The organism is Zoogloea sp., from assembly GCF_028693495.1.
Classification (GTDB): Bacteria; Pseudomonadota; Gammaproteobacteria; order Burkholderiales; family Rhodocyclaceae; genus Zoogloea.
In genome coordinates, this window is sequence record NZ_JAQUVG010000005.1 from 17559 (window position 1) to 43963 (window position 26405).

Consider the following 26405-nt stretch of genomic DNA (forward strand, 5'->3'; position numbering starts at 1 on the left):
AAAGGAGCCTGAGCATGTCCACGCTGCCCACCGCGGCGGGCCAGATCACCCCAGCCGGAGCCAAGACTCCGGCTGGGGTGGAAACCAGCCCTGCCCAGTACCTCACCTTCCTGCTTGGCGGCGAGATGTTTGCCGTCGGCATCCTCAACATCAAGGAGATCATTGAGTACGGTACCGTCACCGAAATCCCGATGGTGCCCCCCTTCATCCGTGGCGTGATCAACCTGCGGGGCGCCGTGGTGCCCGTCATCGACCTGGCTAGCCGCTTCGGTGGCAAGCGCTCGGAGATTTCCCGGCGCACCTGCATCGTGATCATCGAGCTGACCGAAAACGACGAACGCCAGGATGTGGGAGTGGTGGTGGATGCAGTCTCGGAGGTGCTGGAGATTCCAGCCTCCGAGATTGAGCCGCCGCCCTCGTTTGGTGCCCGGATCCGGGCCGACTTCATCCGGGGCATGGGCAAGGTCAATGGCAAGTTCGTGATCATTCTGGAAGTCGCCAAGGTTCTGTCGGTGGACGAGATTGCCTCCCTGGCCACCCTTGCTACTCCGGCGCTCCCCGAAGTGGCTACGGGCTCTCCAGTTCAGGATTGAGTCTCCGCCTGAGGGGACGGATCCCATGGACTATGCCAGCCTGCCAGCTCGGGAGATCGAGCGTCTGTCCCGCAACGTTGCTCCGGGTGCCTGGGCGGTGGAGCGGGAGCGGCCCCTGTCTACCCTGCTTGGCTCCTGCGTGGCGGTCTGCCTGTTTGATGTCCAGGCCCGGGTGGGCGGTATCAACCATTTCATGCTGCCCAACCTCCAGCGCAGTGCCAACAGCGAGGTGGACTCACTGCTGGCCGGGGATTACGCGATGGAGGCCCTGCTCAATGCCTTGCTGACCCAGGGCGCCCGCAAGCCACGACTCCAGGCCAAGGCTTTCGGTGGTGGCACCATCATCGAAACTTCGGGGCAGTCCTTGGCGATCGGTCAGCGCAATGCAAAATTTGCCCGTGACTGGCTGCAGCGGGAAGGAATCCCCATCGTCGCCTCGGATTTCCTGGGGCCCTGGTCACGCAAGGTGTTGTTCCTCCCGGCAAGCGGGGATGCCTGGTGCAAACGCATCGTGACCTCCCATGCCACGGCTGAAGTCATCGCCCGGGAGGAGCGGGCCTACGCGGCAACCCTCGCGAAGCCGAAGCCTCCTGACGACAACGTTGAATTGTTTTGAGCCTGCCATGAACGGTCCCGTTGTCAGCTCCTCCATGAGTGCTGCGATCACCGACCAGGAGTTTGCGCTGTTTCAGCGCCTGATCTACAAGATTGCCGGGATCAGCCTGTCGGACGCCAAAAAAGTATTGCTGGTCGGGCGCCTGTCCCGGCGCCTCAAGCACTACAACTTCGCCACGTTCTCCCAGTATTACCGGATGCTCGCTACCGGGCAGCACCCGGAGGAACTGCAGGTGATGGTGGACCTCCTCACCACCAACGAAACCTATTTCTTTAGGGAGCCGCGTCATTTCGAGTTCCTCCGTGACGAAATCATCCGTCCGCGCAGGAATTCCACCCCTTTCCGGGTGTGGAGCGCAGCCTGCTCCACCGGGGAGGAGGTCTATACCCTCGCCATGCTGCTGGCAGAATGCATGCCCCATGCCCCGTGGGAGGTGGTGGGTTCCGACATCAGCACCCAGGTGTTGGCCAAGGCTGCGGCGGGCCATTATCCGCTCGAGCGCAACGAAGGGATCCCCCCGGACTACCTGACCCGCTACTGCTTCAAGGGTGTTCGGTCCCACTCCGGCACTTTTCTGATCACTCCGGATCTGAAACGCCGGACGTCCTTCTATCAGATCAACCTGACCCAGCCTGTCGATCCGGAGATCGGTGATTTCGAGGTAATCTTTCTGCGCAACGTGATGATCTATTTCGATATGGAGACCAAGCGCAAGGTGGTCGGCAACCTGTTGCCGCGCCTCAAATCCGGCGGACACCTGATCATTGGTCACTCGGAAACCCTCAATGGGATCCAGCAGGGACTCGAGTCAGTGCGGGCAACCATCTACCGGAAACCATGATCGAGTTTGGTGACGATATCCGGGAGGTTTTCCTGCAGCCGGGCGGTTTTCATTTCGGGGGAGGGCGTACGCGCATTTCCACCCTGCTGGGTTCGTGCATTTCCATCACCCTGTGGCATCCGCGGCGCCTGATTGGGGGCATGTGTCATTACATGCTTCCTTCCCGTAGCCGCTCGCCCGGTGCTCCCCTGGATGGACGTTATGCCGACGAGGCGCTGGCCCTTTTCGACCGTGAGCTGGAGGGGGTTGGCTGCCGGCCCGGGGAGTTCGAGGTGAAGGTGTTCGGTGGTGGCAACATGCTGAGTGCGACCGGGCAGACGCCCCGGGTCATGGATATTGCCCGCCGCAATGTAGACAGCGCCCATGCCCTGCTGGCGCACCACGGCTACAACCCGAGCGTGACCCATTGTGGAGGGAAAGGGCACCGCAAGCTGATCTTCGATTTGTGGACCGGTCATGTCTGGCTGGCTCATCGCGCCCTGGACGGCAAGGCCCGGGCATGAAGCGTCCGATCCGCGTGATGATTGTCGATGACTCGGCCATTGTGCGTCAGGTGGCGAGTAAGGTCATCGCGGCCGAGCCGGACATGGAGGTGCTGGCCACCGCAGTGGACCCCCTCTTTGCAATCGAGAAAATGCGTCGCGCATGGCCGGACGTGATCGTTCTGGACATCGAGATGCCGCGGATGGACGGGCTGACCTTCCTGCGCAAGCTGATGGCCGAGCGGCCGACGCCGGTGGTGATCTGTTCAACCCTGGTGGAGAAGGGGGCGAAGTCCAGCTTCGAAGCGCTGGCTGCCGGTGCAGTGGGTCTTGTGACCAAGCCCAAGGTGGGGCTCAAGCAATATCTTCAGGATGAAAGCGACAGTCTGGTGGCGGCCGTGCGTGCCGCTGCACGGGCACGTGTGCCGCGGGCGGGGTCCGTTGCTCCCGCGCCACGCCCCAAACTGACCCTGGAGGACCTTCCGCGCGGCCCCAGTCTGGTTCGCAACGCTGATCGTACCCGGGTCGTCGCGATGGGAACATCCACCGGGGGTACTCAGGCCCTGGAGGCGGTGTTGACGGCGCTACCCGCAGAGGTTCCGGGCATTGTGGTCGTCCAGCACATGCCCTCCGGCTTTACCGACATGTTCGCCCGCCGGCTGGATGGGCTGTGTGCCCTGCGGGTCCGCGAGGCGCGTCATGGCGACCGGGTCGAGCCTGGGCTGGCGTTGATTGCACCCGGAGGGCGCCACCTTCAACTGGCCCGGGACGGTGGAGGCTACCATGTGGGCGTGGTGGATGGACCCTTGATCAACCGCCACAAGCCCTCGGTGGATGTCCTGTTCCGCTCGGTGGCGAGGGTGGCTGGCGGCAACGCGCTGGGCATCATCATGACCGGTATGGGTGACGATGGGGCCCTGGGCCTCAAGGAAATGCTCGACGCGGGGGCGGCGACACTGGCGGAAGCGGAGGAAACCTGCGTGGTCTTCGGCATGCCGAAGGAGGCCATCCAGCGCGGTGCCGTGCAGACGGTCCTGCCCCTTCAAGAGATTCCCGCAGCACTGCTCGCCTGGAGTCGTCACGCCCTGTCGGCGGGCTAAATCGCCGCTGCCTGCCGCGGGAGGAGTGTTTCACCTGTCTTTGGCCTAACGCTAAAATAGGTGCGTACTGCCTGTGCAGTCGAGCGGGCCGCTGGCTGGGCGGCTTTTGTCAGGTGAGTCGGGGGCCTGTACCCTGAACGCCTGATGCTTGTTCCGACATTTCAAGAGATTCCGCCATGTCCCGCCCGCCCGCTCCCCTGCCAGACGATCCTCCCGCCAGGGCGGCTGCATCCTCCCGGTGGGACGCTGCTTCCCGGCAGGATGAGGCCTGTGCGGCCCTGCTGGATCGAACCGGAAGGGCGCTTGTCCCGGGTGACGGACAGGCCGCCGAGAATCGTTTGCGCCAGCTCATGGAAGCCAGTCCAACCATCCTGTATGCCCTGCGTCTGAGGGGGGGGCAGGCGGTTCCGGTGATGACCAGCGAGAATGTCCAGCGGATTCTCGGCTACACGCACGAAGAGGTCATGGTGCCAGGCTGGTGGCTCGCCCAGGTGCACCCGGATGACCGGGAGGCGGCCTTACCCATGGTGGGCAGAGTCCTGCGAGAAAGGCAGGTGGCCCACGAATACCGCTTTGCCCGCCCCGATGGAGAGTACATCTGGTTGCGGGATGAAATCCGGCTGGGAGATCAGATCGGGCCGGATGAGGTGGAAGTGGTGGGAAGCTGGATTGACATCACGCAGCGCAAGCGGGTGGAGCTGGCCATGAGCACCCAGCGCCAGGCCCTCGAAATGGTTGCTTCTGGCGCTCCTCTCGAGCAAACCCTTGAGGTCCTGGCTCGGGGGCTGGAGGCTCTGATGCCTGGAGTGAGGGCCTCCCTGCTGATCCTCGATTCCCGGAGTGGTCGTCTATATACGGGGGCAGCACCCAGCTTGCCCGAGGCCTACAACCGGATCGTCGATGGGCTCTCTGTGGCAGAGGGGATGGGGGCCTGTGGTACGGCCGCCTTCAGGGGCGAGCCAGTCATTGTCCGCGATGTTGCCGGTGACCCCCTGTGGAGAGATTTTCGGGAGGTGGCCGCCCGTTTTGGTCTGGTCGCCTGCTGGTCCCTGCCGATCTTCACTCAGGGAGGGGATCTCCTGGGTGCTTTCGGGATGTACCCCCGGGAGGTCTCATCTCCCGCGGAGTTCCAGCTGGAGCTGGCCAGGCAGGTCGTCGAAGTGGCTGCCGTGGCCATCCTGAGGCATCGGGAGGTTTCTGCGCTGCAGGCGAGTGAATCCCGCTTTCGTCAGCTCTTTCAGGCCGCCCCGCTGCCGCTGGCCCTGATGAGTCAGGAGGGGCAGGTGCAGGCGCTTAATCAGCGTTTTCAGGAGGTGCTGGGCTATACCCCAGAGGATGTGCCGGACCTGGCTGCCTGGTGGTGCAAAGCCTACCCCGACCCGCAGTACCGGGCCTGGATGATCAACAGCTGGCGCGCCGGCGTGGAGGCTGCGGTGGCCAGTCAGCGGCCTGTGGCGCAGCAGGAGTGCCGGATCACCTGCAAGAATGGGAATGAGCGCATTCTCATGGTGTCGGGGAGCATGGTGGGTGATGTGCTGCTATGCAGTTTTTTTGATGTGACCGAAAACCGTCAGCTTGACGCACAGCTTGGGCGTTACCGCCAGCACCTGGAGGAACTGGTGGCCGAGCGTACGGCTCAGCTGGCCGAGGCCCGTCACCGGGCCGAGGCTGCCAGTCAGGCCAAGACGGACTTTCTGGCCAACATGAGCCATGAAATCCGGACGCCCATGAATGCCATTCTGGGGCTGGCGGGTCTTCTGGAGCGCAGTGCGATTGACGGGGGGCAACAGGTGCGCCTGGCCAAGATCCGCAACGCGGGCACCCATCTCCTGTCGATCATCAACGACATTCTCGATATCTCGAAAATTGAGGCAGGCAAGCTGGTGCTGGAGCAGATCGACTTTGCACCAGAGACCCTCTTCAATCAGGCCCATTCGTTGATCCACGATCGGCTGGCAGCCCGGCAGCTGAGCTTCCATTCGCGGCTCGACGGCGTACCGCCTGTCGTGCGGGGCGACATGACGCGTTTGCGTCAGGCTTTGCTCAACTATCTCAGCAACGCGGTCAAATTCACCGAGACAGGTGGGGTGAGCCTGTCCGCACGGGTGCAGGCAGAAGATGTCCGGACCCTGCTGGTTCGTTTCGAAGTCCGTGATACGGGCATCGGGATCGACCCGGCGCATCAGGCCCGCCTGTTCCTGCCCTTCGAGCAGGCCGATGCCAGCATTACCCGGAAGTATGGGGGAACCGGGCTGGGATTGGCGCTGACCCGCCATCTGGCAAGCCTGATGGGGGGGGAGGCCGGGTGCGAGAGCAGTCCGGGAGAGGGCAGCTGTTTCTGGTTTACTGCGCGCCTAGAGCGTCGTGAGAAGGTTCTGCTTCCCCGGCCCCGGGTCGAAGCGCCGATGGTCGAGGCCGGCCTCGACTGCCTGCAGGGCCGGAAAGTCCTCGTCGTGGAGGACAACCTCCTGAACCAGGAGGTGGCCGTACATCTGCTGGCCGAGATGGGGGTCCAGGTTGAGTTGGCAAGCAACGGTGCGGAGGCTGTCGATCGGGTCTGGAGCGGCGGGTATGATCTGGTCCTGATGGACATGCAGATGCCTGAAATGGATGGCCTGGAGGCGACCCGGAGGATCCGTCAGTGGCCCGAACGGGCCGGGCTGCCTATCGTTGCGATGACGGCCAACGCCTTTGCTGAGGACCAGGAGGCCTGTCTGGAGGTGGGCATGAACGATTTCCTCTGCAAGCCGGTAGAGCCGGCAATGTTGCAGGCCATGCTCCTGAAATGGCTGGGCCGGACGCAGGATGCGCAGGTAAACGTCATTCAATGCGAGCTGGAACTGGAGGATCCGTCATGACTGGAACGCAGTCCATTGCCCCTTTCCCTTGGGCGGACTACTTTGAAACCGGTTTTGAGGATGTGGATGCCCAGCACCACAAGCTGGTGGACCTCATCAACGCACTGGCCCAGCGCGCAGCCAGTGGCGCCGAAATCACCCAGGCAGAGCTGAAGCATGTGCTGGATGGGCTGGCCAGTTACGCAGCCCACCACTTCGCCACCGAAGAAGCCCTGATGGAGCGTGCCGGACTGGATGCACGCCATACGGGTGCCCACCGTCAGAGCCATGCGGATTTCGTGACCCAGGTCCAGGAAATGCGCGATACAGCGGACCCGGCCCGGGTGGTTCCGACCCTCCATCGTTTCGTGACCAGCTGGCTGACCTTCCACATCCTGGACACCGATCAGAGCATGGCCCGTCAATTACGGGCGATTGCCGATGGAGTGCCGGCGGCTGTGGCATTCGAGGAGGCGTTCAGTCAGGGGCGCGACCCTGGTAACGCGGCCCTGGTAGGCGCTGTTCGTACGTTGCTGGGGCTGGTGGCCGAGCGCAATCAGGAGCTGGCGCGGCTCAATGCCAGCCTGGAGCAGCGGGTGGCCGAGCGCACGCTGGCCTTGACTGACGCCAACCGGAGCTTGCGTCAAACCCTGAGCACCCTCCAGGAAACCCGGGATCGCCTTCTGGAGGCCGACAAGATGGCCGCCGTTGGACAGCTGGCAGCGGGTGTGGCCCATGAAATCAACAATCCCCTGGGGTTTGTGGCGTCCAACCTGGGAACTCTGCGGGAATATGCGGACCGTCTCGTGGCGCTGGTGGATACGGCTGATCGCATCGCTCCGGACTCCCCCAGGGCCGATGTGTGGCACGTCGCCCGGAAGGGCAGTGACCTGGACTTCATCCGGCAGGACCTGCCGTCACTGTTCGACGAGTCCAGCCGTGGGGTGGAGCGGGTTTCGGAAATCGTCCGTTCGCTCCAGGAACTTGCCCGGCCCGCTCCGGAGGAGTGGGTGGCGCAGGCTCTGACCCCTCTCCTGGACACGGCAGTCCGGGAGGTGGTGGAAGGTCTGCAGCCCGGTCAGGAGGTGATTCGCAGCTACGATCAGCTCCCGTCGGTAGCCGCTAACCCGGCGCTGATCACTCAGGTCTTCAGGGTCCTCCTGGACAATGCAGCCCGCGCCTTGTGTTCCGCCCCCGGCACGATCACCGTGAGGGCGAGAGCCCTTGCTCCGCTGCTGCTGGTGGAGATTGAAGACACGGGTTGCGGCATGGATGAGGCCACCCGCGCCCGCATCTTTGAGCCCTTCTTCACGACCCGTCCCGTGGGCCAGGGCAAGGGGCTCGGATTGTCGTCCGCCTACCGGATCGTCCGCCAGCATGGAGGACGGATTGAAGTCAGCAGCATCCTGGGTAAGGGTAGCCGGTTCCGGGTATTTCTTCCCATCCGCGTACCCGGGTGAGGTCGAAAGGTACTTGCCATGGTGAGAAACCCGGCCTGAGCCGGGTTTCGGTGGCTGGACCTGGGTGTGTGCTCAGCGCCGGCCGGGCGCCATGGCACGCAGGCGGGCAATGCGCTCGCCCGTATCCGGGTGGGTGCTGAAGAGGCCCCGCAGACCCCCGCCGGAGAGCGGATTCATGATCATCATCTGGCCGGTTTCCGGATGTGCCTCTGCAGTGGGCATCGGGATGCCACGGGCAAAGGCGTCGATCTTGGCCAGGGCGTCCGCAAGGGAATGGGGATCCCCGCAGATCTCGGCACCGCCCCGGTCCGCCTCGAATTCTCGGGCCCGGGAGATGGCCATCTGGATCACGCTCGCGGCCAGAGGCGCCAGCAGGCTCACCGCGATGGAGGCGATCATGTTGGTGGGACGACCCTCTTCGTCACGGCCACTGAAGAACATCGCGAAGTTGGCAATCGCCGAGATGGCGCCTGCCATGGTGGCCGAGATCGTGGAGATCAGGATGTCCCGGTGTTTCACGTGGGCCAGTTCGTGGGCCATCACCCCGCGGAGCTCGCGTTGACTGAGCATCTGCAGGATGCCGGTGGTGGCAGCCACAGCGGCGTTCTCGGGGTTGCGGCCGGTGGCGAAGGCGTTGGGCTGGTCTTCATGAATGATGTAGACCCTGGGCATGGGCATCTGGGCGCGTCCGGCCAGCTCCCGCACCATGTTGTACAGGTAGGGCGAGCTGGTCTCGTCCACCTCCTGCGCGTTGTACATGCGCAGCACCATCTTGTCGGAGAACCAGTAGGAATAGATGTTCATCGCGCCGCCGAAGACCAGGGCGAGGAGCATCCCCGTCTTGCCACCGAGCATGGCGCCGATCACCCCGAAGAGGGCGATGATCCCGGCCATCAGGATGGACGTCTTGAGCCAGTTGCCGAACATTGTGGGTATCCGTCCTTTCAGGTTTAAGCGGAAGTTGCCAGCTTGGATGGCGCCTTTCGCAAAAAATTCAATGCCCTGATGTGAGTTCAGGCAAACCGGGTGCCAGCGGCAATCGGCATCCCGCGCAGGAAGTCGGCGGCGGGCAGACGCCTGGCGCCGGGCTTCTGGAGTTCGGTGATGCACAGGGAGCCCTCACCGCAGGCGACGATCACCCCGGCCCCTTCGGCCAGCAGGACTTCGCCTGGAGAGCCGGTGGCATCGATGGCGCGGACCCGCCAGAGCTTAACTGGGGTGTCGCCGTAGGTGGCGATGGCACCGGGGAAGGGGTTGAAGGCGCGGATCATGCGTTCCAGCTCGATGGCCGGCCGGTTCCAGTCGATGGCCGCCTCGGCCTTGCCGATCTTGGCGGCGTAGGTGACCCCCTCGGTCGGTTGAGGGGTGGCGGTGAGCCCGTCGGGCAGGGCCTGCAGGGCTTCGACGATCATTTCGGCGCCGAGCCAAGCCAGGCGGTCGTGCAGGCTGCCGGTGGTGTCATCGGACGCGATGGCGATTGGACGCCGCAGCAGCATGTCACCGGTGTCGAGTCCTGCGTCCATCTGCATGATGGTGATGCCCGTCTGCGCATCGCCGGCCTGGATGGCCCGGTGGATGGGGGCTGCGCCGCGCCAGCGGGGCAGCAGGGAGCCGTGGATGTTGAGGCAGCCGTGTCGGGGAAGGTCGAGCACGGTCTGGGGCAGGATGATGCCGTAAGCGGCCACGACCAGGACGTCGGCAGCACAACCCGCCAGGGGGGCCTGCTGCTCGGGCGTGCGCAGCTTTTCGGGCTGATGCACCGGGATGCCGGCGGACAGCGCGACCTGCTTGACCGGGCTGGGCTGCAGTTGCATGCCGCGGCCGGCGGGCCGGTCGGGCTGGGTGAGGACCAGGGGTACCTCGAAACCGGCGGAGAGGATGGCTTCGAGGGCGGTGGCAGCGAACTCGGGGGTTCCGGCGAAGGCGACTTTCATCAGGCGGTGATCCGGGCTTTTTTGGCGAGCTTGCCTTTGATGCGGTTTTGCTTGAGGGCGGAGAGGTATTCCACAAAGACCTTGCCGTCCAGGTGGTCGAGCTCATGCTGGACACACACGGCGAGCAGGCCTTCCGCGTCGAATTCGAAGCGCTCACCCTGTTGGTTGAGTGCGCGCACCCGTACCTTTTCGGCCCGGCTTACCTTGTCATAGATGCCGGGCACCGACAGGCAGCCTTCTTCGCAGACCTGCTCGCCGGAGCGCTCGATGATCTCCGGGTTGATCAGGGCCAGCAGGCCCGATTTGTCTTCGGAAACGTCAATCACGACGATGCGCTGATGCACATTGACCTGGCTTGCGGCCAGACCGATGCCCGGCGCCTCGTACATGGTTTCGGCCATGTCGGCGATCAGGGTGCGGATGGCATCATCGACCTTGGCCACGGGCTGGGCCTTGGTGTGAAGACGGGGATCGGGGTAGCGGAGGATGGGTAGGAGCGCCATAAATATTGCCGGATGAAGACTTTACGTGCAGAATTTTGAGCCAAATATGCGATGCTCGTGTCTTGAATGACGACGGACATCGGGCTCCGCCAAATAGACTGCCCACGGAGCAGCCTTCAGAGGTTGTTCGGTACGGCAGGTGAGACCGCCGAAAGTGAGCGAAATTCCAATGATCCGGATTATATCTGCCCTCTTCATCGGCGTCGCCGCCCTGGTACCTGCGGGCGTGGGTGCAGCGGATCCCGTCCGCCTGGCCGACAACGCTCCCGACAGCCACGTGGTGGTGCCCGGTGACACCCTGTGGGGTATTTCCGGCAGGTTCCTCCGGGAGCCCTGGCGCTGGCCCGAAGTCTGGCGTCTCAACCGGGAGCAGATCCGTAACCCCCACTTGATTTATCCCGGGCAGGTCGTTGTCCTTGACCGCAATGGGCCAACCCTCAGGCTGGGCCGTCGCGTCGGTGGCCCCGGTGACAAGCCCCTGTACGAGAAACGGTTTCCGCAGGTCTACGCAGAAAAGGGTGATGAAGCGATCCAAAGCATTCCCCTGCGGGCCATCAAGCCTTTCCTGACCGAGCCTCTGGTGGTGAGCGCGGCCGACGACTCCGCCGCAGGCATCGTTGTGGCGACTCAGGAGGGACGGGTCTTCACCAGCCCCGGGGACAGCATCTTCGCTACCCGGGTCACCCCCGGAGTCAATTTCTGGAATGTCTATCGCAAGGCCAAGCCTCTGGTGGAGCCGGTCACCAAGGAGGTGCTGGGATATGAAGCCACCTACCTAGGCCAGGCGCGGGTGACGGCCGAAGGGAGTGGCCCCGTGCTTGAGGATGCCAAGGCGGCTCCCGTGCCGGCGACTCTTCTGGTGACCAGCTTCAAGCAGGAGATCGGCAAGGGGGATCGCCTGCTGCCTGCCCAGCCTGCCGAGTTGCCCAGTTACGTGCCACGGCCACCAGAGCAGGAGATGAGCGGCCGGATCGTGTCCATTTATAACGGGGTGGATGAAACCGGTCGTCACAACGTGGTTTCCATCAGTCTCGGCAAGCAGGATGGCATGGAGGTGGGGTACGTGCTGGCTCTTCATCGCAACCGGGGGCAGGCCGTGTATCGGGAGGAGAACATTGGTCCTGCCCAGCGCTTCAGCCTGCCCGATCAGCGCTATGGTCTTGTCTTCGTGTTCCGGGTCTTCGATCGGGTGTCCTACGCCCTGGTGATGGAAAGCGACGGTCCCGCAACGGTGGCCGACCGCGTCAGGAACCCCTGAGCAGTTTCCCCAGGCCACGGTGTCGCTCCATCCCCTGGAAGCCTGGTTGCGCCTGACCCTCACGCCGGGCGTGGGGCCGGCCAGTCAGCGTCAGCTGCTGGCCGCCTTCGGCTTGCCCGAGTCTATTTATGAAGCTGGTTTTGCTGCCCTGGCCGGCGTGGTGGGGGCTCCTCAGGCGCGACTGTTGCTGGAACACGATGCCCGTCCGGGCATGGATGCCGCGCTGGCATGGCTCGCAGAGGCGGGCAACACCATCCTGACCCTGGGGGATCCAGCCTACCCAGCTGCGTTGCTGGAAATTCCCGATCCACCCGTACTGTTGTACGTCAAGGGGGATCCGGCGCTGCTTGGCCGTCCGGCAATCGCGGTTGTAGGTGCCCGCAGTGCAACACCCCAGGGGGAGGCCAATGCGGAGGCCTTTGCAACGGCCTTGTCCGCGGCAGGGGTGACCATTGTCAGCGGACTTGCCCTGGGGATCGATGCAGCGGCCCATCGGGGCGGGCTTTCAGGGAGCGGCCGCACTGTGGCGGTGATCGGTACGGGGGCCGACCGGATTTATCCGGCCCGGAACGGGGACCTGGCCCGCAGGATCGCAGTCGAAGGGGTGATCGTCAGCGAGCTTCCTCTGGGTAGTGGCCCCCTGGCCCATCATTTTCCCCGTCGCAATCGCTTGATCGCCGGCTTGGCTCGCGGGGTGCTCGTGGTTGAGGCTGCCGTGAAGAGCGGCTCCCTGATCACCGCCAGACTGGCCGCTGATTGCGGGCGGGAGGTGTTTGCTGTTCCGGGTTCCATTCATTCCCCCGTGGCCCGGGGATGCCACCGGCTGATTCGTGACGGGGCCAAGCTTGTTGAATCTGCCAATGACATACTGGAAGAGCTGCGTTGGGAACCACCGAAAGGCGCGCCAGTTCAGGTGCTGTCGCCGGGCGGTGAGGGAGGGGAAAGCGGAGCTGTGCTGGAGGCCCTGGGGCACGACCCGGCAGACCTGGAGGCTCTTGTGCACCGCACCAGCTTGACGACGGAGGCGCTCTACGCCATCCTGCTCCTGCTGGAACTCGACGGAAGGGTTGCCCGCCTGCCCGGAGGGCGTTTCCAGCGCCTCTGAAAAACGACCGGCCTCAGGCCCACGCGCCATGTTCGATATCCTCGTATACCTCTTCGAGAACTACGTCCACGCCGACGCCTGCCCCGAACCTGCGCAACTGGCCCGCAAGCTGACTGCCGCCGGTTTCGACGAAGACGAAATCACCGAAGCCCTCGAATGGCTGTCCGGTTTGCGTGAGCTTTCCGACGCTGAGCGTCCCGCCCAGTTCGCCCGGCCGGGCTCCCTGCGGGTCTATGCAGACGATGAACTGGTCCGTCTCGGGGTGGAGTGCCGCGGTTTCCTCCTCTTTCTCGAAAACGCAGGCATCCTCGATTCCGAATGTCGGGAAATGATCGTCGAGCGTGCCCTGGCCCTGGTTGAAGCCGAGATCGAACTCGACAACCTGAAGGTCATCGTGCTGATGGTCCTCTGGCAGCAGGATCGTCCGATCAACGGTCTCATCCTTGACGAGCTTCTCAACGAAGTGGACGGTGAGGATGAGCCGGCGCCATTCCTGGTGCATTGACCGCCCCCTCTGTCTTGCAAGCCCGGCGCAGCCTTCCGTATGATGCGCCGCTCAAACCCAACAACCTGAGTCAGGCGCGGCAGGGCGCATTACCGGCATGAGCAAGCAGCTGATCATTGCGGAAAAACCTTCGGTTGCAGCGGATATCGCCCGCTCCCTGGGGGGCTTTACCAAGGAAAAGGATTACTTCGAGTCCGAGCACTACGTGCTGTCCTCGGCCGTCGGCCACCTGCTCGAATTGAGCGTGCCCGCCGAGTTTGAGGTCAAGCGGGGCAAGTGGTCCTTTGCCCACCTGCCGGTGATCCCGCCCCATTTCGCCCTCAACCCCATCGAAAAGACTGAAGACCGTCTCAAACTCCTCACCCGTCTGATCAAGCGCAAGGATGTGACCGGCCTGATCAACGCCTGTGACGCGGGCCGCGAGGGGGAGTTGATCTTCAGCTTCATCGTCCAGCATTCAGGCACCACCAAGCCCGTGCAGCGCCTGTGGCTGCAGTCGATGACTGCCAATGCGATTCGTGACGGATTCACCCATCTGCGTCCTGCCGCCGAAGTGGAAGGCCTGCGCGAGGCCGCCGTCTGCCGGGCCGAGAGTGACTGGCTGATCGGGATCAATGGCACCCGGGCGATGACGGCCTTCAATTCCAAGACGGGTGGTTTCCACCTGACCACGGTTGGCCGGGTACAGACCCCCACGCTGGCGATTGTTGTCGAGCGAGAGGAAAAGATCCGGGCTTTCAAGCCCACCGACTACTGGGAGCTGGAAGCCAGTTTTGGTTGCATCGCAGGAGCCTATGCCGGGCGCTGGTTCGATGAAGGTTTCAGGAAGCCCGAGGAAGGCGCACCCCTGGCGGAGCATGCCACGGCCTTCCGGCTGTGGGACAAGGCCAGGGCGGAAGCGATAAAAGCCAAGTGCGAGGGCAAACCGGGGCAGGTGGAGGAAGAGTCAAAGCCTTCTACCCAGTTGTCCCCCCTGCTCTTTGACCTTACGTCCCTGCAGCGGGAAGCCAACGGCCGCTTCGGTTTCTCGGCCCGCACCACCCTGCAACTGGCCCAGGCCCTCTACGAAAAGCACAAGGTACTCACTTATCCCCGTACCGACGCCCGCGCGCTGCCGGAAGATTACGTGGGGCAGGTGCCCGGGATCCTGGCCGGTCTGCCAGATGCTTACGGGCCCCATGCCAACGAGATCGTCAAGCACGGCTGGATCAAGCCCAACAAGCGGATCTTCAACAACGCCAAGATCTCCGATCACTTCGCGATCATTCCCACCGGCACACAGCCCAAGAGCCTGTCCGAGGCTGAAGCCAAGATCTACGATCTGGTCACCCGGCGTTTCCTTTCCGTGTTCTACCCGGCAGCCGAGTACCGTATCACCACTCGCATCACCCGGGTCGAGGGTGAAGCCTTCAAGACCGAGGGCAAGATCCTGGTCAATCCAGGCTGGCTGGCGGTGTATGGCAAGGCTGCTGCGGTGAGCGAGGAAGAGGGGGGGGCGCCCCAACTGGTGGTGGTCGAGCCCGGCGAGAAGGTCAGTACCGACGAAATCCTGCTTAAGGCGCTGGTGACCAAGCCGCCAGCGCGTTTCAATGAGGCGACCCTGCTGTCGGCCATGGAAGGGGCTGGCAAGATGGTGGACGATGAGGAGCTGCGGGCGGCGATGGCTGGCCGTGGCCTGGGTACCCCGGCGACCCGGGCCCAGATCATCGAGAACCTGATTGGCGAAACTTACATGTTACGGGATGGCAAGGAGCTCATTCCGACAGCCAAGGCTTTCTCCCTGATCACCCTGCTGCGGGGTCTGGGCACCAATGAGCTGACCTCACCGGAGCTCACCGGCGAGTGGGAGCACAAGCTCGCCCAGATGGAGCGGGGGGCGTTGTCCCGGGCGGATTTCATGGGGCACATCCAGAGCATGACCCGCGACATGGTCGAGCGGGCCAAGCGCTATGAGTCCGATACCGTACCGGGGGATTTTGCGACCCTGCAGACGCCCTGCCCCAAGTGTGGCGGCCAGGTGAAGGAAAACTACAAGAAATTCGCGTGTCAGGCTTGCGACTGGAGCGCCTGGAAGATCGTTGCCGGCCGTCAGTTCGAACTGGGGGAGATCGAAACCCTGTTGTCCGTGGGCCGTGTGGGTCCCCTGCTGGGGTTTCGCAACAAGATGGGGCGGCTGTTCAATGCTGAAATCCGCCTCAACGACGACCAGCAGCCTGAATTCGATTTTGGGCAGCCCAAGGAAGAGGAAACTGCTGAACCGGTCGATTTCTCCGGTCAGGACGCCCTCGGCCAATGCCCCAAGTGCCAGGCCCAGGTGTACGAGCACGGACTGTCCTATGTTTGCGAAAAATCGGTGGGCCCCGGCAAATCCTGCGACTTCCGTTCAGGCAAGATCATCCTGCAGCAACCCATCGAACGGGAGCAGATGCACAAGCTCCTCGATACGGGTCGAACCGATCTGCTGAAGAGCTTTGTTTCCAGCCGCACCAAGCGCAAGTTCTCGGCCTTCCTGGTCAGGGGGGACGATGGCAAGGTGGGGTTCGAGTTCGAGAAGAAGGAGCCCAAAGCGCCCAAGGCGCCTGCCGTCAAGAAAACTGCAACCCGCAAGAAAGCGGAAGCGGAGTAAGCTGGCCGGACCCCCAACAAAAAGCCCGCCGGTCAAAGGCGGGCTTTTTGTTGGGCCATGGCCCCTCCGGTGGGTCAGGCGAGAGCGGCGGCAATGATTTCTTGGAACTCGTCCAGATCTGCATCGGAGCTTCCCAGGAAGAGTCTTGCGTCCTCAAAGGCCCTGTTGTCGATCAGGTCGGCATCCCCGATGAATTCGCCCACCACATGTTCGGCGATGATGGTCACCGCTATGAGGGCCAGGGAGTTTGACGGGAGGGTGCTCTCGGGCAGGATGTAGGCTTCCGGGTCGTGGTGGTAGCGGATGGCGAGGGCAATGGGCTCAGGCAACCCCCAGTTGCGGGCCAGCAGCCAGCCGGCTACGGCATGGTCGCAGTGGAAATGGGCCCGTTCCTGAGCGATCAGCTGGGCTCCATCGCCTTCGCTGGCAGCATAGAGGGGGGCGTAGTCCGGGAAGTTCTGCATCATCACCGGGATGGCCGCGTCATGGAACAGGGCGTAGGTATAGGCTGCATCCGGGGCGATGCCCACGTGTCGACGGGCCAGCAGGCCAGCCGCCAGGGCCAGGGATGAGGCCCGGCTCCAGAATTTTTCCATCAACTGGGAGGGCAGACCATCGCTGCTCTTGCGCAGTGCGGCATCCACGACGACATTGAGGATGTTGGCTGTACCCAGGCGGTTGACGGCCTGCTGGACGCTGGTCACCTTTGCCGCATTCCCGAAAATCGCGGAGTTGGCCAGTTTGACTGCCATGGCCGAGATGCCCACATCGGATGCAATGATCCTGTTCAGCACCTTGATTTGCGGGTCATCTTTCTGGATCTCGCACAAGATTTCCGTGACGATGGCAGGGCAGGGAGGGATGCGAACCCTTGCCAGGCTTTGTGCAATATCGGCATCGATGGTGAGGGAGGCAGATTTCGGGTCTGTGCTTGTGGCCATGGCGCGAGATTGTTTTGATTTTTGTAAAAAAGATGATTTTGATGCTTTGTCGGTGGTTTGCCTGTTGCACAGGTCTCACGTAGACGATGTTGTGATCCATTCATTCCCCTTCATGACGGGCTGGAGGGCTGACGGGGCATAAAGAGGATTTCTTCCGCCCGAAGCGGGCACCTGTCACGCTTGCGGTTCTGCCATTTTTACCGTTACCGACCATAGTGGCTAGTATTTGCGTTTGTCCGTTGATTGCACTATCGCATGCCAGCCGTTCCTCCACCTGCCGCAGAAAAATTGCTTGTGCGTTGCCGCGCGGTCTTTCTGAGCGCCCTGCGTGCAGTCCTCGAGCAGGAAGTTCGTCACCGGGAATGGATCGGTCTGCTGGTCTCCGCGGCAGGCGCCCGTTTCGATCAGGCCGCTGGGCTTCTCGCTCCGGAGGCCCTCGCGTCCCCTCGCCGCCATCCGTCCGTTTCCGTGATTCATGGCGCGGACGCGGATTTCTCCGCGGAATTGCTCAATCTGGAGCGGCGGCTTGGTCAGTTTTGTGGGCGGGAGCAGGCGGCCCTGCAGATTCGCCTCAAGGGGCTGTTGATGGATGTCGGGGGGGATACGGCGGCGGCGGCAGCAGTATCGTCGGGCATCGTCTGCCACATTCTGCGGGACCTTCAGGAAGCGGAGGGGCTCCATCCGTCGGAAGCCCTCGATCTGCTGCGTCGGCTGGAGCCTGCCCTGGGGGTAGGACTGGCCCGCTTTTACCGCGATTTCGAGCACGAGCTGGCGCTGGGTGACAAGGGTTGGCTGGAGTCGGCTCCGTCTTTCCCCCTGGCTCCGCCGGTGCCGACGGCAGCATCCTTCCCGGCGCTGGACTGGACGGACTCTCCGGAGGCCCTCAGCAGCCTGCCTATTTCTCCCGTTGAAGCCTTGCGCCTGGCCGTACTGAGCCGGCGGGAAAGCCTGCCTCGTTCGCCGGGGAGTCTGGATCCGTCTCTGGCAGCGGTCCTGGTAGAACGTATTGAAGGCTGGCTGGGAGAGCGTCGGTCTCACGGTAGCGAGGGTGTTTCGTTGGTGAACAGTGAGCTGGGGTCCTTGCTCAGCCCTGATCAGGCTGCTGCCGTGGAAATACTGGAGGTCGTCAGCGCCTTCGCACTCAGGCCTGCGTCGGGGCTTTCGAGGCCGGTCCGTGAAGTGATCGCTGGCCTGCGGGTGCCATTGCTGCGTCTGGCCCTCCGTAGTGAAGCCCTGCTGCAGGCTCGTCGTCATCGGGTCCTGGCGGTCATCGACCGGCTGGCTGATCTGGGGCGCCAACTGGCTCCAGATGCTTCGCCAGATCTGCCCGTCTGTCGTGCCTTGAGGGGGGTGGTCGAGGGTTTGTCTCAATTCCGGCGCGTGAGTGACAAGGATATCGAGGGTGCATGCGGTCAGATCGAGGCGATTCTGGATGCCCGCCTTCAAGGTGCCCTGGCTAGGGGCAAGGCCCTGGCTGACCAGGCGGATCGCCTGGAGCGGCGGGAGGTTGCACTGATCGAGGCAAGTCTGGAGGTCCAGCGACTGGTGGCGGAGGAACCGGTCACGCTGCTCCGGGAATTTGTCGAGGGCTTCTGGGTGCATGTGCTGGCCCGGGTCGCCTATCGGCGGGGGGTGGATAGCGCACGCTGGAAGGAGAGTGTGGCGCTTGCCCGCCAGCTGCTCGAGGCTGGCCGGATGCCTGTGGGCGAGGCGGCGGGTGCCGCTCTCCGCAAAGCATTGCCCGCTCTGTTCGAGGGACTGAAGCAGGGATTGCTGTGGCTGGGCTTGTCGGAAAGTCATGTGCGGGAGGGGCTGAGGCCGTGCCGTGCCTACCTGATGGCGCTCCTGGCGGGTGAGGTGCCACCTGCGCCCCTGCGTCGCCCCGTGTCCGGCACCAGTCTGGGGCCGGTGGCCGGGATCCCGGACTTCCTGTTCCTGTGTCACAAGCAGCACTTGCCTCAGGCATCCATGCCGGATCCGGAATGGGCAGAAGTGGGGATCGGCGATCCGGTGGCTGTGGGTCTGCCGGATGGACAGGTGATGCGGGGTTTCGTTGCCCTGATCGGCCACCAGCATCAACTGATCCTGATTGCCGATGGGGATAGCCCTCAGGTGCTGGCCATGACGGCCCGTGCTCTGGCGGCTTGCTCCCGGGCGCCGGGTACCCGGGTGTTCCGTCCCGCTTCTCTGGTGGATGCGGCTACGACCGAGAGGCTTCTTCATCCCTGAGGCGCCTGAACGGGGAACCGACAGGTGGGTGGCAGGTCTGCAACAGGCCCTACAATCCAGCCCTGAAGTCATTTCCGCCTGCCTGCCATGTGTCCCGATCCTGCCGCCTGTACGTCCGACCCTGTCCATGGCCCGGCCGATGCCGACGCCATCCGCATCCGCGGCGCCCGTCAGAACAACCTGAAGAACCTGTCTCTCGACATCCCCCATAACGAGCTGGTGGTGGTGACCGGGGTGTCCGGCTCGGGCAAGAGCTCGCTGGTCTTCGACACCCTCTACGCCGAGGGCCAACGCCGCTACGTGGAGACCTTCTCTCCCTACGCCCGGCAGTTTCTCGACCGCATGGACAAGCCCCAGGTGGATCGCATCGAGGGCGTGCCGCCGGCCATCGCCATCGACCAGACCAACCCGGTGCGTACCTCCCGCTCGACGGTGGGGACGATGACCGAGCTGGCGGATCACTTCAAGCTGCTCTACGCCCGGGCGGCCCGCCTGCACTGCCGCTGCTGCGGCAAGCCCGTTAGCCGCGACACGCCGGCGACGATCTTCGCCGACCTGTCGGCCCGCGCCGGGGCGGCGGGTGACCCGCGCCTGGTGGTGAGCTTCCCGGTGACGGTGCCGGGCAACTTCAGCGACGAGGAGATCACCGGCCTCCTCGCCCAGCAGGGTTACACCCGCATCCACTCCCGCGACGGTGACGTGCTGCATGTGGTGCAGGACCGTTTCCGCCTGGGCAATGCCGAGCATGCCCGGGTGATGGAGGCCCTGGAGACCGGCCTGGCGGTCGGCCATGGCCGCCTGTCGGTGCACGCCCTGGGCGACGCCGGCGAAACCCGCTGGCAGTTCAGCAGCGGCCTGCACTGCGCCGACTGCGACATCGCCTACTCCGACCCGCTGCCCAGCCTGTTCTCCTTCAATTCGCCCGTCGGCGCCTGCGAGACCTGCAAGGGCTTCGGGCGGGTCATCGGGGTGGATTTCTCCCTGGTGGTACCGGACGAGTCCAAGACGCTGGAGGAGGGCGCGGTGAAGCCCTGGCAGAGCCCCAGCTTCAAGGAGTGCCAGGACGACCTGGCGAAGATGGCCAAAAAGTACGGCGTGGCCATGGACATCCCCGTGCGCGACGTGCCCCCCGAGCACCGGGAGTGGCTGTTCGAGGGCGACCCCAAATGGAAGAGCTGGGACAGCTCCTGGCCCCGTCACTGGTACGGTATCCGCCACTTCTTCGACTGGCTGGAGAGCAAGGCCTACAAGATGCACATCCGGGTGCTGCTGTCGCGCTACCGCAGCTATACCGAATGCCCGGCCTGCCACGGCGCCCGCCTCAAGCCCGACGCCCTGCTGTGGCGCCTGCCGTCGGCGGCGGGCGACTGGGCGATCCACGCGCTGATGGCCCGGCCCATCGACGAGATCGTGCCCTTCGTGGCCGGGCTGGTGCTGCCCGCGCCCCTGGACGAGGCCACCGAGCTGCTGCTGGGCGAGATCAAGGGGCGGCTCAAGTATCTGCAGGACGTGGGTCTGGGCTACCTTACCCTCGACCGCCAGTCCCGCACCCTGTCCGGCGGCGAGGTGCAGCGCATCAACCTCACCACCGCCCTGGGCACCTCGCTGGTGAACACCCTGTTCGTGCTGGACGAGCCTTCCATCGGCCTGCACCCGCGGGATATCAACCGCATCCTGGGCGTGATGGAGCGCCTGCGCGATGCTGGCAACTCCCTGGTGGTGGTGGAGCACGACCCCCAGCTGATGCTGGCCGCCGATCGCCTGCTCGACATCGGCCCCGGCCCCGGCGAGCGGGGCGGCGAGATCGTCGCCTACGGCGCCCCCACGGCCATCGCCAACGACCCCGCCTCCCTCACCGGCGCCTACCTGGCCGGCCGCAAGCGCGTCGATGCCCGCCGCCAGCTGCGCCCGGTGGCGGCGGACGCGCCCCGCCTCCGGCTGCTGGGCGCCCGCCAGCACAACCTGCAGGGCGTCGATCTGGCCCTTCCGCTGCAGCGCCTGGTGGGCATCACCGGCGTGTCGGGCTCGGGCAAATCCACCCTGATCCAGGACGTGCTCTACCCGGCTCTGGCCAAGCACTTCGGCCAGTCGGCCGAGACGCCGGGTGCCTTTGATGACCTGGCCGGCGTGGAATCCATCAAGGGCGTGGTGATGGTGGACCAGTCCCCCATCGGCAAGAGCGCCCGCTCCAACCCGGTGAGCTACGTAGGCGCCTGGGACGCCATCCGCAAGCTCTACGCCAACCTGGAAGAGTCCAAGGAACGGGGCTACACGCCGGGCACCTTCAGTTTCAACTCCGGCACCGGGCGCTGCCCCACCTGCACTGGCTCGGGCTTCGAGCACGTGGAAATGCAGTTCCTCTCCGACGTGTACCTGCGCTGTCCCGACTGCGACGGCAAGCGCTATCGGCCGGAGATCCTGGCCTTGTCTTGGCGCGGCAAGGGGGTGGCCGACGTGCTGGAGATGACCGTCTCCGAGGCCCTGGCCTTCTTCGCCGATCAGAAAACCGTGCTCGCCGCCCTGGCGCCCCTGGCCGACGTGGGCCTGGAATACCTGCGCCTGGGTCAGCCGGTGCCCACGCTCTCGGGGGGCGAGGCCCAGCGCCTCAAGCTGGCGGGCTACCTGGCCGAGGCCGCCCAGCTGGCGGCCAAAAAGGCGAAGAGAGCCGCCTCCGGCGATGAACCCGGCCTGCTCTTCCTGTTCGACGAACCCACCATCGGCCTGCACTTCGAGGACGTGGCCCGGCTCCTGTCGGCCTTCGAGAAGCTGCTGGATGCCGGCCACTCCCTGGTGGTCATTGAGCACAATCTGGACGTGATCGCCGCCGCCGACTGGTTGGTGGACCTGGGCCCCGAGGGGGGCAGCGGTGGTGGGCGGATTGTCGCCGAGGGCACGCCGGCCACGCTGACCGCCACCCCGGCCTCCCACACCGGCAAGGCCCTGGCCGACTACGCCGCCCAGCTCGCCGCCATGCAGGCCGCCCCGGTGGTGGCCGAGCCGCCGGTGCGCTACCGGCCGGTGGCCGATAACGCCATCACCATCCGTCACGCCCGCCATCACAACCTGAAAAACATCAGCCTGGACATCCCCCGCGACCAGTTCACGGTGATCACCGGCCTGTCCGGCTCGGGCAAGTCCACCCTGGCCTTCGACATCGTCTTCGGCGAAGGCCAGCGGCGCTATCTGGAATCCCTCAACGCCTACGCCCGCCAGTTCGCCCAGCCCTCGGCTCGGCCCGAGGTGGACGCCATCTTCGGCATTCCGCCCACGGTGGCCATCGAGCAGCGGGTCAGCCGCGGCGGGCGCAAGAGCACGGTGGGTACCCTCACCGAGATCCAGCCCTTCCTGCGCCTGCTGTACACCAAGCTGGGCACCCAGTACTGTCCCTGCTGCGACGTGCCGGTGACGCCCCAGAGCTTCGAATCCATCGTCGCCCACATCCAGCGCGACTTCGCCGGCCAGTCCGTGGAGCTGCTGGCGCCCCTGATCATCAACCGCAAGGGCCTGTACACCGACCTGGCCAAGTGGGCTCGGGGCAAGGGCTTCGAGCAGCTGCGCGTCGATGGCGACACCCTGCCCACCAAGAAGTGGCCGCGCCTCGACCGCTACAAGGAGCACAACATCGAGCTGCCGGTGGGCATAGTGAAGGTGGGCGCCGACACCGAGCCGCTACTGCGCGACTACGTGACTGCAGCCCTGGAGCACGGCAAGGGCGTGCTCAAGCTGTTGCCCCTGGGTGAGACCACTGCGAGCTTGACGACCCTGTCTACCCTGCGCGCCTGCCCGGAGTGCGGCACCAGCTTCCCCGAGCCGGACCCGCGCCTGTTCTCCTACAACGCCAAGCACGGCTGGTGCCCGGAGTGCTACGGCACCGGCGTCAAGATCGCCGGCAAGGTGGAGAACCCGGACGAGCTGGATCTGGGCGAACTGGAGCAGGAAACCGACGAAGCCTGCCCGAGCTGCCACGGCGCCCGCCTCAACCCGGTGGCCCGGGCCGTGCGCTTCCGCGATCTGGGCCTGCACGAGCTGTCGTCCCTGGCGGTGGGCAAGGTCTCGGGTTTCTTCGAGGGCCTGCAGCTGGCCCATCGGGAGGCCGAGATCGGCCGCGACCTGGTGAGCGAGATCCGCGGCCGGCTCGATTTTCTGCAGAAGGTGGGCCTGGGCTACCTGGCCCTTGATCGTGCCGCACCCACGCTGTCGGGCGGCGAGGCCCAGCGCATCCGTCTGGCGGCTCAGCTGGGTTCCAACCTCACCGGCGTGTGCTACATCCTCGACGAGCCCACCATCGGTCTGCATCCACGGGACAACCAGCTGCTGCTGGACACTCTGGAGGCCCTCAAGGGCCGGGGCAACACTCTGCTGGTGGTGGAGCACGACGAGGACACCATCCGCCGCGCCGACCACGTCATCGACATCGGCCCCGGCGCAGGGGTGCGTGGCGGCCAGATCATCGCCCAGGGCCGGCTTGCCGACCTGATGGCCGCGCCGGACTCGGCCACCGGGGGCTGCTTCAATCAGCCGTTGGTGCATCCGCTGGCACCTCGCCGTGCGGTGGCCGATGATCACCCGGCTCTGGTGGTCCGCAACGCCACCCTGCATAACCTCAAGGGCGTGTCGGCCCGGGTGCCCCTGGCCCGGCTCAGCGTCGTCACCGGTGTGTCCGGTTCGGGCAAGTCCACCTTCGCCCGCGATGTGCTCCACGCCAGCCTGGCCGCTGCCGCCCCGGTGGGCTGCGATGCCCTGGACGGGCGCGAGCAGATTGGCCGTCTGCTGGAGGTGGATCAGACCCCCATCGGCAAGACGCCACGCTCCTGCCCGGCCACCTACATCGGTTTCTGGGACGCCATCCGCAAGCTGTTTGCCGAGACCACCGAGGCGAAGATGCGCGGCTGGACGGCCTCGCGTTTCTCCTTCAATACCGGCGCCGGGCGCTGCCCGGTATGCGAGGGGCAGGGCCAGATCACCATCGAGATGAACTTCCTGCCCGACGTGAAGATGCCCTGCGAGGCCTGTGGCGGTGCCCGCTTCAACCCGGAAACCCTCACCGTGCGCTGGAAGGGCAAGAGCGTGGCCGAGGTGCTGCACATGGCCGTGGAGGACGCGGTGGACTTCTTTGCCGCCCATCCGTCCATCGCCCACCCCCTGCGCCTGCTGCAGGACGTGGGCCTGGGCTACCTGACCCTCGGCCAGCCCAGCCCGACCCTCAGCGGCGGCGAGGCCCAGCGCATCAAGCTGGTGTCGGAGCTGGCCAAGGTGCGCGGCCGGGCCGGCGAATCCGCCGCCGGGCCGGGCCGCCCGCTACCCCCGGAAAAGCACACCCTGTATGTGCTCGACGAGCCCACCGTGGGCCTGCACATGGCCGACGTGGAAAAGCTGATCCATGTGCTGCACCGCCTGGCCGACGCCGGACACACGGTGCTGGTCATCGAACACGACCTGGACCTGATGGCCGAGGCCGACTGGATCATCGACCTGGGGCCGGAAGGGGGCGACGGCGGCGGCGAGATCGTCGCCGAGGGGCCGCCGGAAGCCGTGGTGCAGGTGGTCCGCTCCCATACCGGGCGGATCCTCGGTGAGTTCATGGCAGCACGCAGAGGAGACTCTCCCCGATGAAAGGATGCCCCCCTTGGTCCTGCCGCGCCCGGAGCTGTGCCCATGACGGTTCCGGTGCGGGTTCCCGCCCGCCCGTAACGGCGGTATCTTGGTGACCTTTGGCCGAGCCTGCCCCGCGTTTTCCATGGAAGCCTTCCCGATGTCCTTGCCCTGTCGCCTTACTTTGATGCTGATCACGGGCGTGAGCCTGAGTGGCGCGGTGCGTGCCGCCGGCGATCCTGCCCTTTGCGCGGCCATCGCGGACAACACGGAACGCCTGGCCTGCTATGACACCGCGGTGAACCGGCCCCACCAGGAGGCGCCGCCAAGGCCGGGCGCCGAGGAAACCCCCTTTTCCACCCGCTGGGAGCTGGATGCGGAGGACAAGCGGGGTAGCTTCCTGATCAAGCCCTACAAACCCACCTACATCCTGCTGGGCCGGATCACCAATTCTGCCAACCGTCAGCCCTCATCGCCGGGGCCGGATCGTTCCGTTGGGGAGCTACTGGATGTCTCGCCGCTGGAGGCCAAGTACCAGATCAGCTTCAAGACCAAGCTGTGGGAAGGGCTCTTCGGGCGTCATGGAGATCTGTGGATGGGCTACACCCAGCAGTCCAGCTGGCAGGTGTATAACAAGAGCAACTCGTCGCCCTTTCGGGAAACCAACTACGAGCCCGAGTTGATGGCCGTGTTCCGCACCAATCTGGATGTGGGCGCCGGGTTCAAGCTCAAGATGATGTCCCTGGGATTCAACCACCAGTCCAACGGCCGGGCTGAGCCCTTGTCCCGCAGCTGGAACCGCCTGATGGGGCAGATCGGCATCGAGCGGGACGATTTTGCGCTCCTGATCCGCCCCTGGTACCGCTTCTCCGAGAAGCCGGGCAAGGACGACAATCCGGATATCGGCCGTTACCTGGGCCATGGGGACCTGCAGGCCATGTGGCGCTTCGGTGAGTACGGGCTGGGCCTCAATCTCCGGGGGCCTCTCTGGCAGAGCGGCGGCCGGGGCTCCGCCCAGCTGGACTGGAGTTTCCCCATTCACCGCAACCTGAAGGGGTTCGTCCAGGTGTTCAGTGGCTACGGCGAGACCCTGATCGACTACAACCACCGCCAGACCACCCTCGGTATGGGTGTGTCGCTGGTGGACTGGCTGTAGCCCGGGGCAGGCAAAGAAGGGTAGCTGCTGGGTGTTCGCTCAAGAAACGAGGGTTTCGCTGCCCATGTCTTCCCCCCAATCCCTGAAATATCTCCTGGGTTATCCCGAGCCCCTGCTTGAGCAGGTTCGCGGACTGCTGGCGGAGGGGACGCTGGGGCCCCTGCTGCTCGCGAAGTATCCCCTGGCCCATCGGGTCCGCAACGACACGGCCCTGTACGACTACGTGGCGGAGCTTAAGGCCCGCCACCTCAGGAACGGACCGCCGGTCAGCAAGGTGGCCTACGACGGCAAGCTGCAGAGCCTCCACAAGGCGCTGGGCACCCATACGCGGGTGGCCCGGGTTCAGGGCGGCAGGCTGAAGACCCGGCGGGAAATCCGCATTGCCACCCTGTTCCGTGAGGCGCCGGAGGCCTTCCTCCGGATGATCGTGGCCCACGAGCTGGCCCACCTGCGGGAGCCTGATCACGACAAGGCCTTCTACCAGCTGTGCTGCCGGATGGAGCCCGACTATCACCAGCTGGAGTTCGATGTCCGGACCTGGCTCACCTGGATGGAGGCGAAGGGAGACCCCCTGTGGGGCGCTGTTGCCCCAGGGTAAGCGGGTGTCGGTGCAGAATGGAAGGCCGC

19 protein-coding genes are annotated in these 26405 nt (G+C 64.8%); 15 read left to right on the plus strand and 4 right to left on the minus strand.

Features of this window, described 5'->3' with window-relative positions:
- Positions 1–8: 8 nt before the first annotated feature.
- From PHD22_RS01760 to PHD22_RS01790, 7 genes are all read left to right on the plus strand, one after another.
- Positions 9–593 (plus strand): chemotaxis protein CheW, encoded by a 585-nt coding sequence (locus PHD22_RS01760; RefSeq protein WP_299861546.1) that lies wholly within the window; start codon positions 9–11, stop codon positions 591–593.
- A gap of 25 nt (positions 594–618) precedes the next feature.
- Positions 619–1209, plus strand: coding sequence for a chemotaxis protein CheD (locus PHD22_RS01765; protein ID WP_299861393.1), 591 nt, complete (start codon positions 619–621; stop codon positions 1207–1209).
- A gap of 7 nt (positions 1210–1216) precedes the next feature.
- Complete coding sequence (locus tag PHD22_RS01770; protein ID WP_299861396.1) at positions 1217–2050, plus strand: protein-glutamate O-methyltransferase CheR; 834 nt, start codon at positions 1217–1219, stop codon at positions 2048–2050.
- Positions 2047–2553, plus strand: a complete 507-nt coding sequence (locus tag PHD22_RS01775; protein WP_299861399.1) for a chemotaxis protein CheD — start codon at positions 2047–2049, stop codon at positions 2551–2553. Before PHD22_RS01770 ends, PHD22_RS01775 begins: the two co-directional genes overlap by 4 nt.
- Complete coding sequence (locus PHD22_RS01780; RefSeq protein WP_299861402.1) at positions 2550–3632, plus strand: chemotaxis response regulator protein-glutamate methylesterase; 1083 nt, start codon at positions 2550–2552, stop codon at positions 3630–3632. Before PHD22_RS01775 ends, PHD22_RS01780 begins: the two co-directional genes overlap by 4 nt.
- 176 nt (positions 3633–3808) lie before the next feature.
- A complete protein-coding gene (locus tag PHD22_RS01785; protein WP_299861405.1) occupies positions 3809–6490 on the plus strand; it encodes a response regulator in 2682 nt (893 codons plus the stop codon).
- Positions 6487–7929, plus strand: a complete 1443-nt coding sequence (locus PHD22_RS01790) for a bacteriohemerythrin (RefSeq protein ID WP_299861408.1) — start codon at positions 6487–6489, stop codon at positions 7927–7929. The genes PHD22_RS01785 and PHD22_RS01790 overlap by 4 nt, the downstream gene beginning before the upstream one ends.
- Positions 7930–8001: 72 nt before the next feature.
- Here the strand turns inward: PHD22_RS01790 and htpX are convergent, their stop codons facing one another.
- The 3 genes from htpX to def form a co-directional block, all read right to left on the minus strand.
- A complete protein-coding gene (gene htpX, locus PHD22_RS01795) occupies positions 8002–8856 on the minus strand; it encodes a zinc metalloprotease HtpX (RefSeq protein ID WP_299861415.1) in 855 nt (284 codons plus the stop codon).
- Positions 8857–8942: 86 nt separating this feature from the next.
- The gene (gene fmt / locus PHD22_RS01800) at positions 8943–9863 is read right to left on the minus strand and encodes a methionyl-tRNA formyltransferase (protein WP_299861417.1); all 921 of its coding nucleotides are present in this window, start codon (positions 9861–9863) and stop codon (positions 8943–8945) included.
- A complete protein-coding gene (def, locus tag PHD22_RS01805; protein ID WP_299861420.1) occupies positions 9863–10366 on the minus strand; it encodes a peptide deformylase in 504 nt (167 codons plus the stop codon). Before def ends, fmt begins: the two co-directional genes overlap by 1 nt.
- A 154-nt stretch (positions 10367–10520) precedes the next feature.
- On the opposite strand from def, the gene PHD22_RS01810 reads away from it, so the two are divergent.
- From PHD22_RS01810 to PHD22_RS01825, 4 genes are all read left to right on the plus strand, one after another.
- Positions 10521–11624, plus strand: coding sequence for a LysM domain-containing protein (locus tag PHD22_RS01810; protein ID WP_366520664.1), 1104 nt, complete (start codon positions 10521–10523; stop codon positions 11622–11624).
- Between the two features lie 19 nt (positions 11625–11643).
- The gene (dprA, locus tag PHD22_RS01815) at positions 11644–12729 is read left to right on the plus strand and encodes a DNA-processing protein DprA (RefSeq protein ID WP_299861423.1); all 1086 of its coding nucleotides are present in this window, start codon (positions 11644–11646) and stop codon (positions 12727–12729) included.
- A 28-nt stretch (positions 12730–12757) separates the two neighbouring features.
- Entirely contained in the window at positions 12758–13234 is a 477-nt protein-coding gene (locus PHD22_RS01820; protein ID WP_299861425.1) for a DUF494 domain-containing protein, read from the plus strand.
- Between the two features lie 97 nt (positions 13235–13331).
- Entirely contained in the window at positions 13332–15860 is a 2529-nt protein-coding gene (locus PHD22_RS01825) for a DNA topoisomerase III (protein WP_299861428.1), read from the plus strand.
- Positions 15861–15934: 74 nt separating this feature from the next.
- Here PHD22_RS01825 and PHD22_RS01830 read toward each other — a convergent pair whose 3' ends face one another.
- A complete protein-coding gene (locus PHD22_RS01830; RefSeq protein WP_299861431.1) occupies positions 15935–16801 on the minus strand; it encodes an HDOD domain-containing protein in 867 nt (288 codons plus the stop codon).
- Positions 16802–17095: 294 nt separating this feature from the next.
- On the opposite strand from PHD22_RS01830, the gene PHD22_RS01835 reads away from it, so the two are divergent.
- The 4 genes from PHD22_RS01835 to PHD22_RS01850 all read left to right on the plus strand — a co-directional run bounded on the left by PHD22_RS01835 (position 17096) and on the right by PHD22_RS01850 (position 26376).
- On the plus strand, positions 17096–19030 hold the full coding sequence (locus PHD22_RS01835; RefSeq protein ID WP_299861552.1) for a DUF1631 family protein: 1935 nt from the start codon (positions 17096–17098) through the stop codon (positions 19028–19030).
- 87 nt (positions 19031–19117) lie between these two features.
- Positions 19118–24643 carry an excinuclease ABC subunit UvrA gene (uvrA, locus tag PHD22_RS01840; protein WP_299861434.1) on the plus strand — a complete coding sequence of 1842 codons (5526 nt, stop codon included), beginning with the start codon at positions 19118–19120 and terminating at the stop codon, positions 24641–24643.
- Positions 24644–24782: 139 nt separating this feature from the next.
- Positions 24783–25778 (plus strand): phospholipase A, encoded by a 996-nt coding sequence (locus tag PHD22_RS01845; RefSeq protein ID WP_299861437.1) that lies wholly within the window; start codon positions 24783–24785, stop codon positions 25776–25778.
- Between the two features lie 64 nt (positions 25779–25842).
- Positions 25843–26376 (plus strand): M48 family metallopeptidase, encoded by a 534-nt coding sequence (locus PHD22_RS01850; RefSeq protein ID WP_299861440.1) that lies wholly within the window; start codon positions 25843–25845, stop codon positions 26374–26376.
- Positions 26377–26405 lie beyond the last annotated feature (29 nt).

Excerpts from the sequence above, each read along its gene's own strand:
- PHD22_RS01765 (WP_299861393.1), top strand. The coding sequence starts at position 619 with ATGGACTATGCCAGCCTGCCAGCTCGGGAGATCGAGCGTCTGTCCCGC.
- PHD22_RS01770 (WP_299861396.1), top strand. The coding sequence starts at position 1,217 with ATGAACGGTCCCGTTGTCAGCTCCTCCATGAGTGCTGCGATCACCGAC.
- PHD22_RS01775 (WP_299861399.1), top strand. The coding sequence starts at position 2,047 with ATGATCGAGTTTGGTGACGATATCCGGGAGGTTTTCCTGCAGCCGGGC.
- PHD22_RS01780 (WP_299861402.1), top strand. The coding sequence starts at position 2,550 with ATGAAGCGTCCGATCCGCGTGATGATTGTCGATGACTCGGCCATTGTG.
- PHD22_RS01785 (WP_299861405.1), top strand. The coding sequence starts at position 3,809 with ATGTCCCGCCCGCCCGCTCCCCTGCCAGACGATCCTCCCGCCAGGGCG.
- PHD22_RS01790 (WP_299861408.1), top strand. The coding sequence starts at position 6,487 with ATGACTGGAACGCAGTCCATTGCCCCTTTCCCTTGGGCGGACTACTTT.
- htpX (WP_299861415.1), bottom strand. The coding sequence starts at position 8,856 with ATGTTCGGCAACTGGCTCAAGACGTCCATCCTGATGGCCGGGATCATC.
- fmt (WP_299861417.1), bottom strand. The coding sequence starts at position 9,863 with ATGAAAGTCGCCTTCGCCGGAACCCCCGAGTTCGCTGCCACCGCCCTC.
- def (WP_299861420.1), bottom strand. The coding sequence starts at position 10,366 with ATGGCGCTCCTACCCATCCTCCGCTACCCCGATCCCCGTCTTCACACC.
- PHD22_RS01820 (WP_299861425.1), top strand. The coding sequence starts at position 12,758 with ATGTTCGATATCCTCGTATACCTCTTCGAGAACTACGTCCACGCCGAC.
- PHD22_RS01825 (WP_299861428.1), top strand. The coding sequence starts at position 13,332 with ATGAGCAAGCAGCTGATCATTGCGGAAAAACCTTCGGTTGCAGCGGAT.
- PHD22_RS01830 (WP_299861431.1), bottom strand. The coding sequence starts at position 16,801 with ATGGCCACAAGCACAGACCCGAAATCTGCCTCCCTCACCATCGATGCC.
- uvrA (WP_299861434.1), top strand. The coding sequence starts at position 19,118 with ATGTGTCCCGATCCTGCCGCCTGTACGTCCGACCCTGTCCATGGCCCG.
- PHD22_RS01845 (WP_299861437.1), top strand. The coding sequence starts at position 24,783 with ATGTCCTTGCCCTGTCGCCTTACTTTGATGCTGATCACGGGCGTGAGC.
- PHD22_RS01850 (WP_299861440.1), top strand. The coding sequence starts at position 25,843 with ATGTCTTCCCCCCAATCCCTGAAATATCTCCTGGGTTATCCCGAGCCC.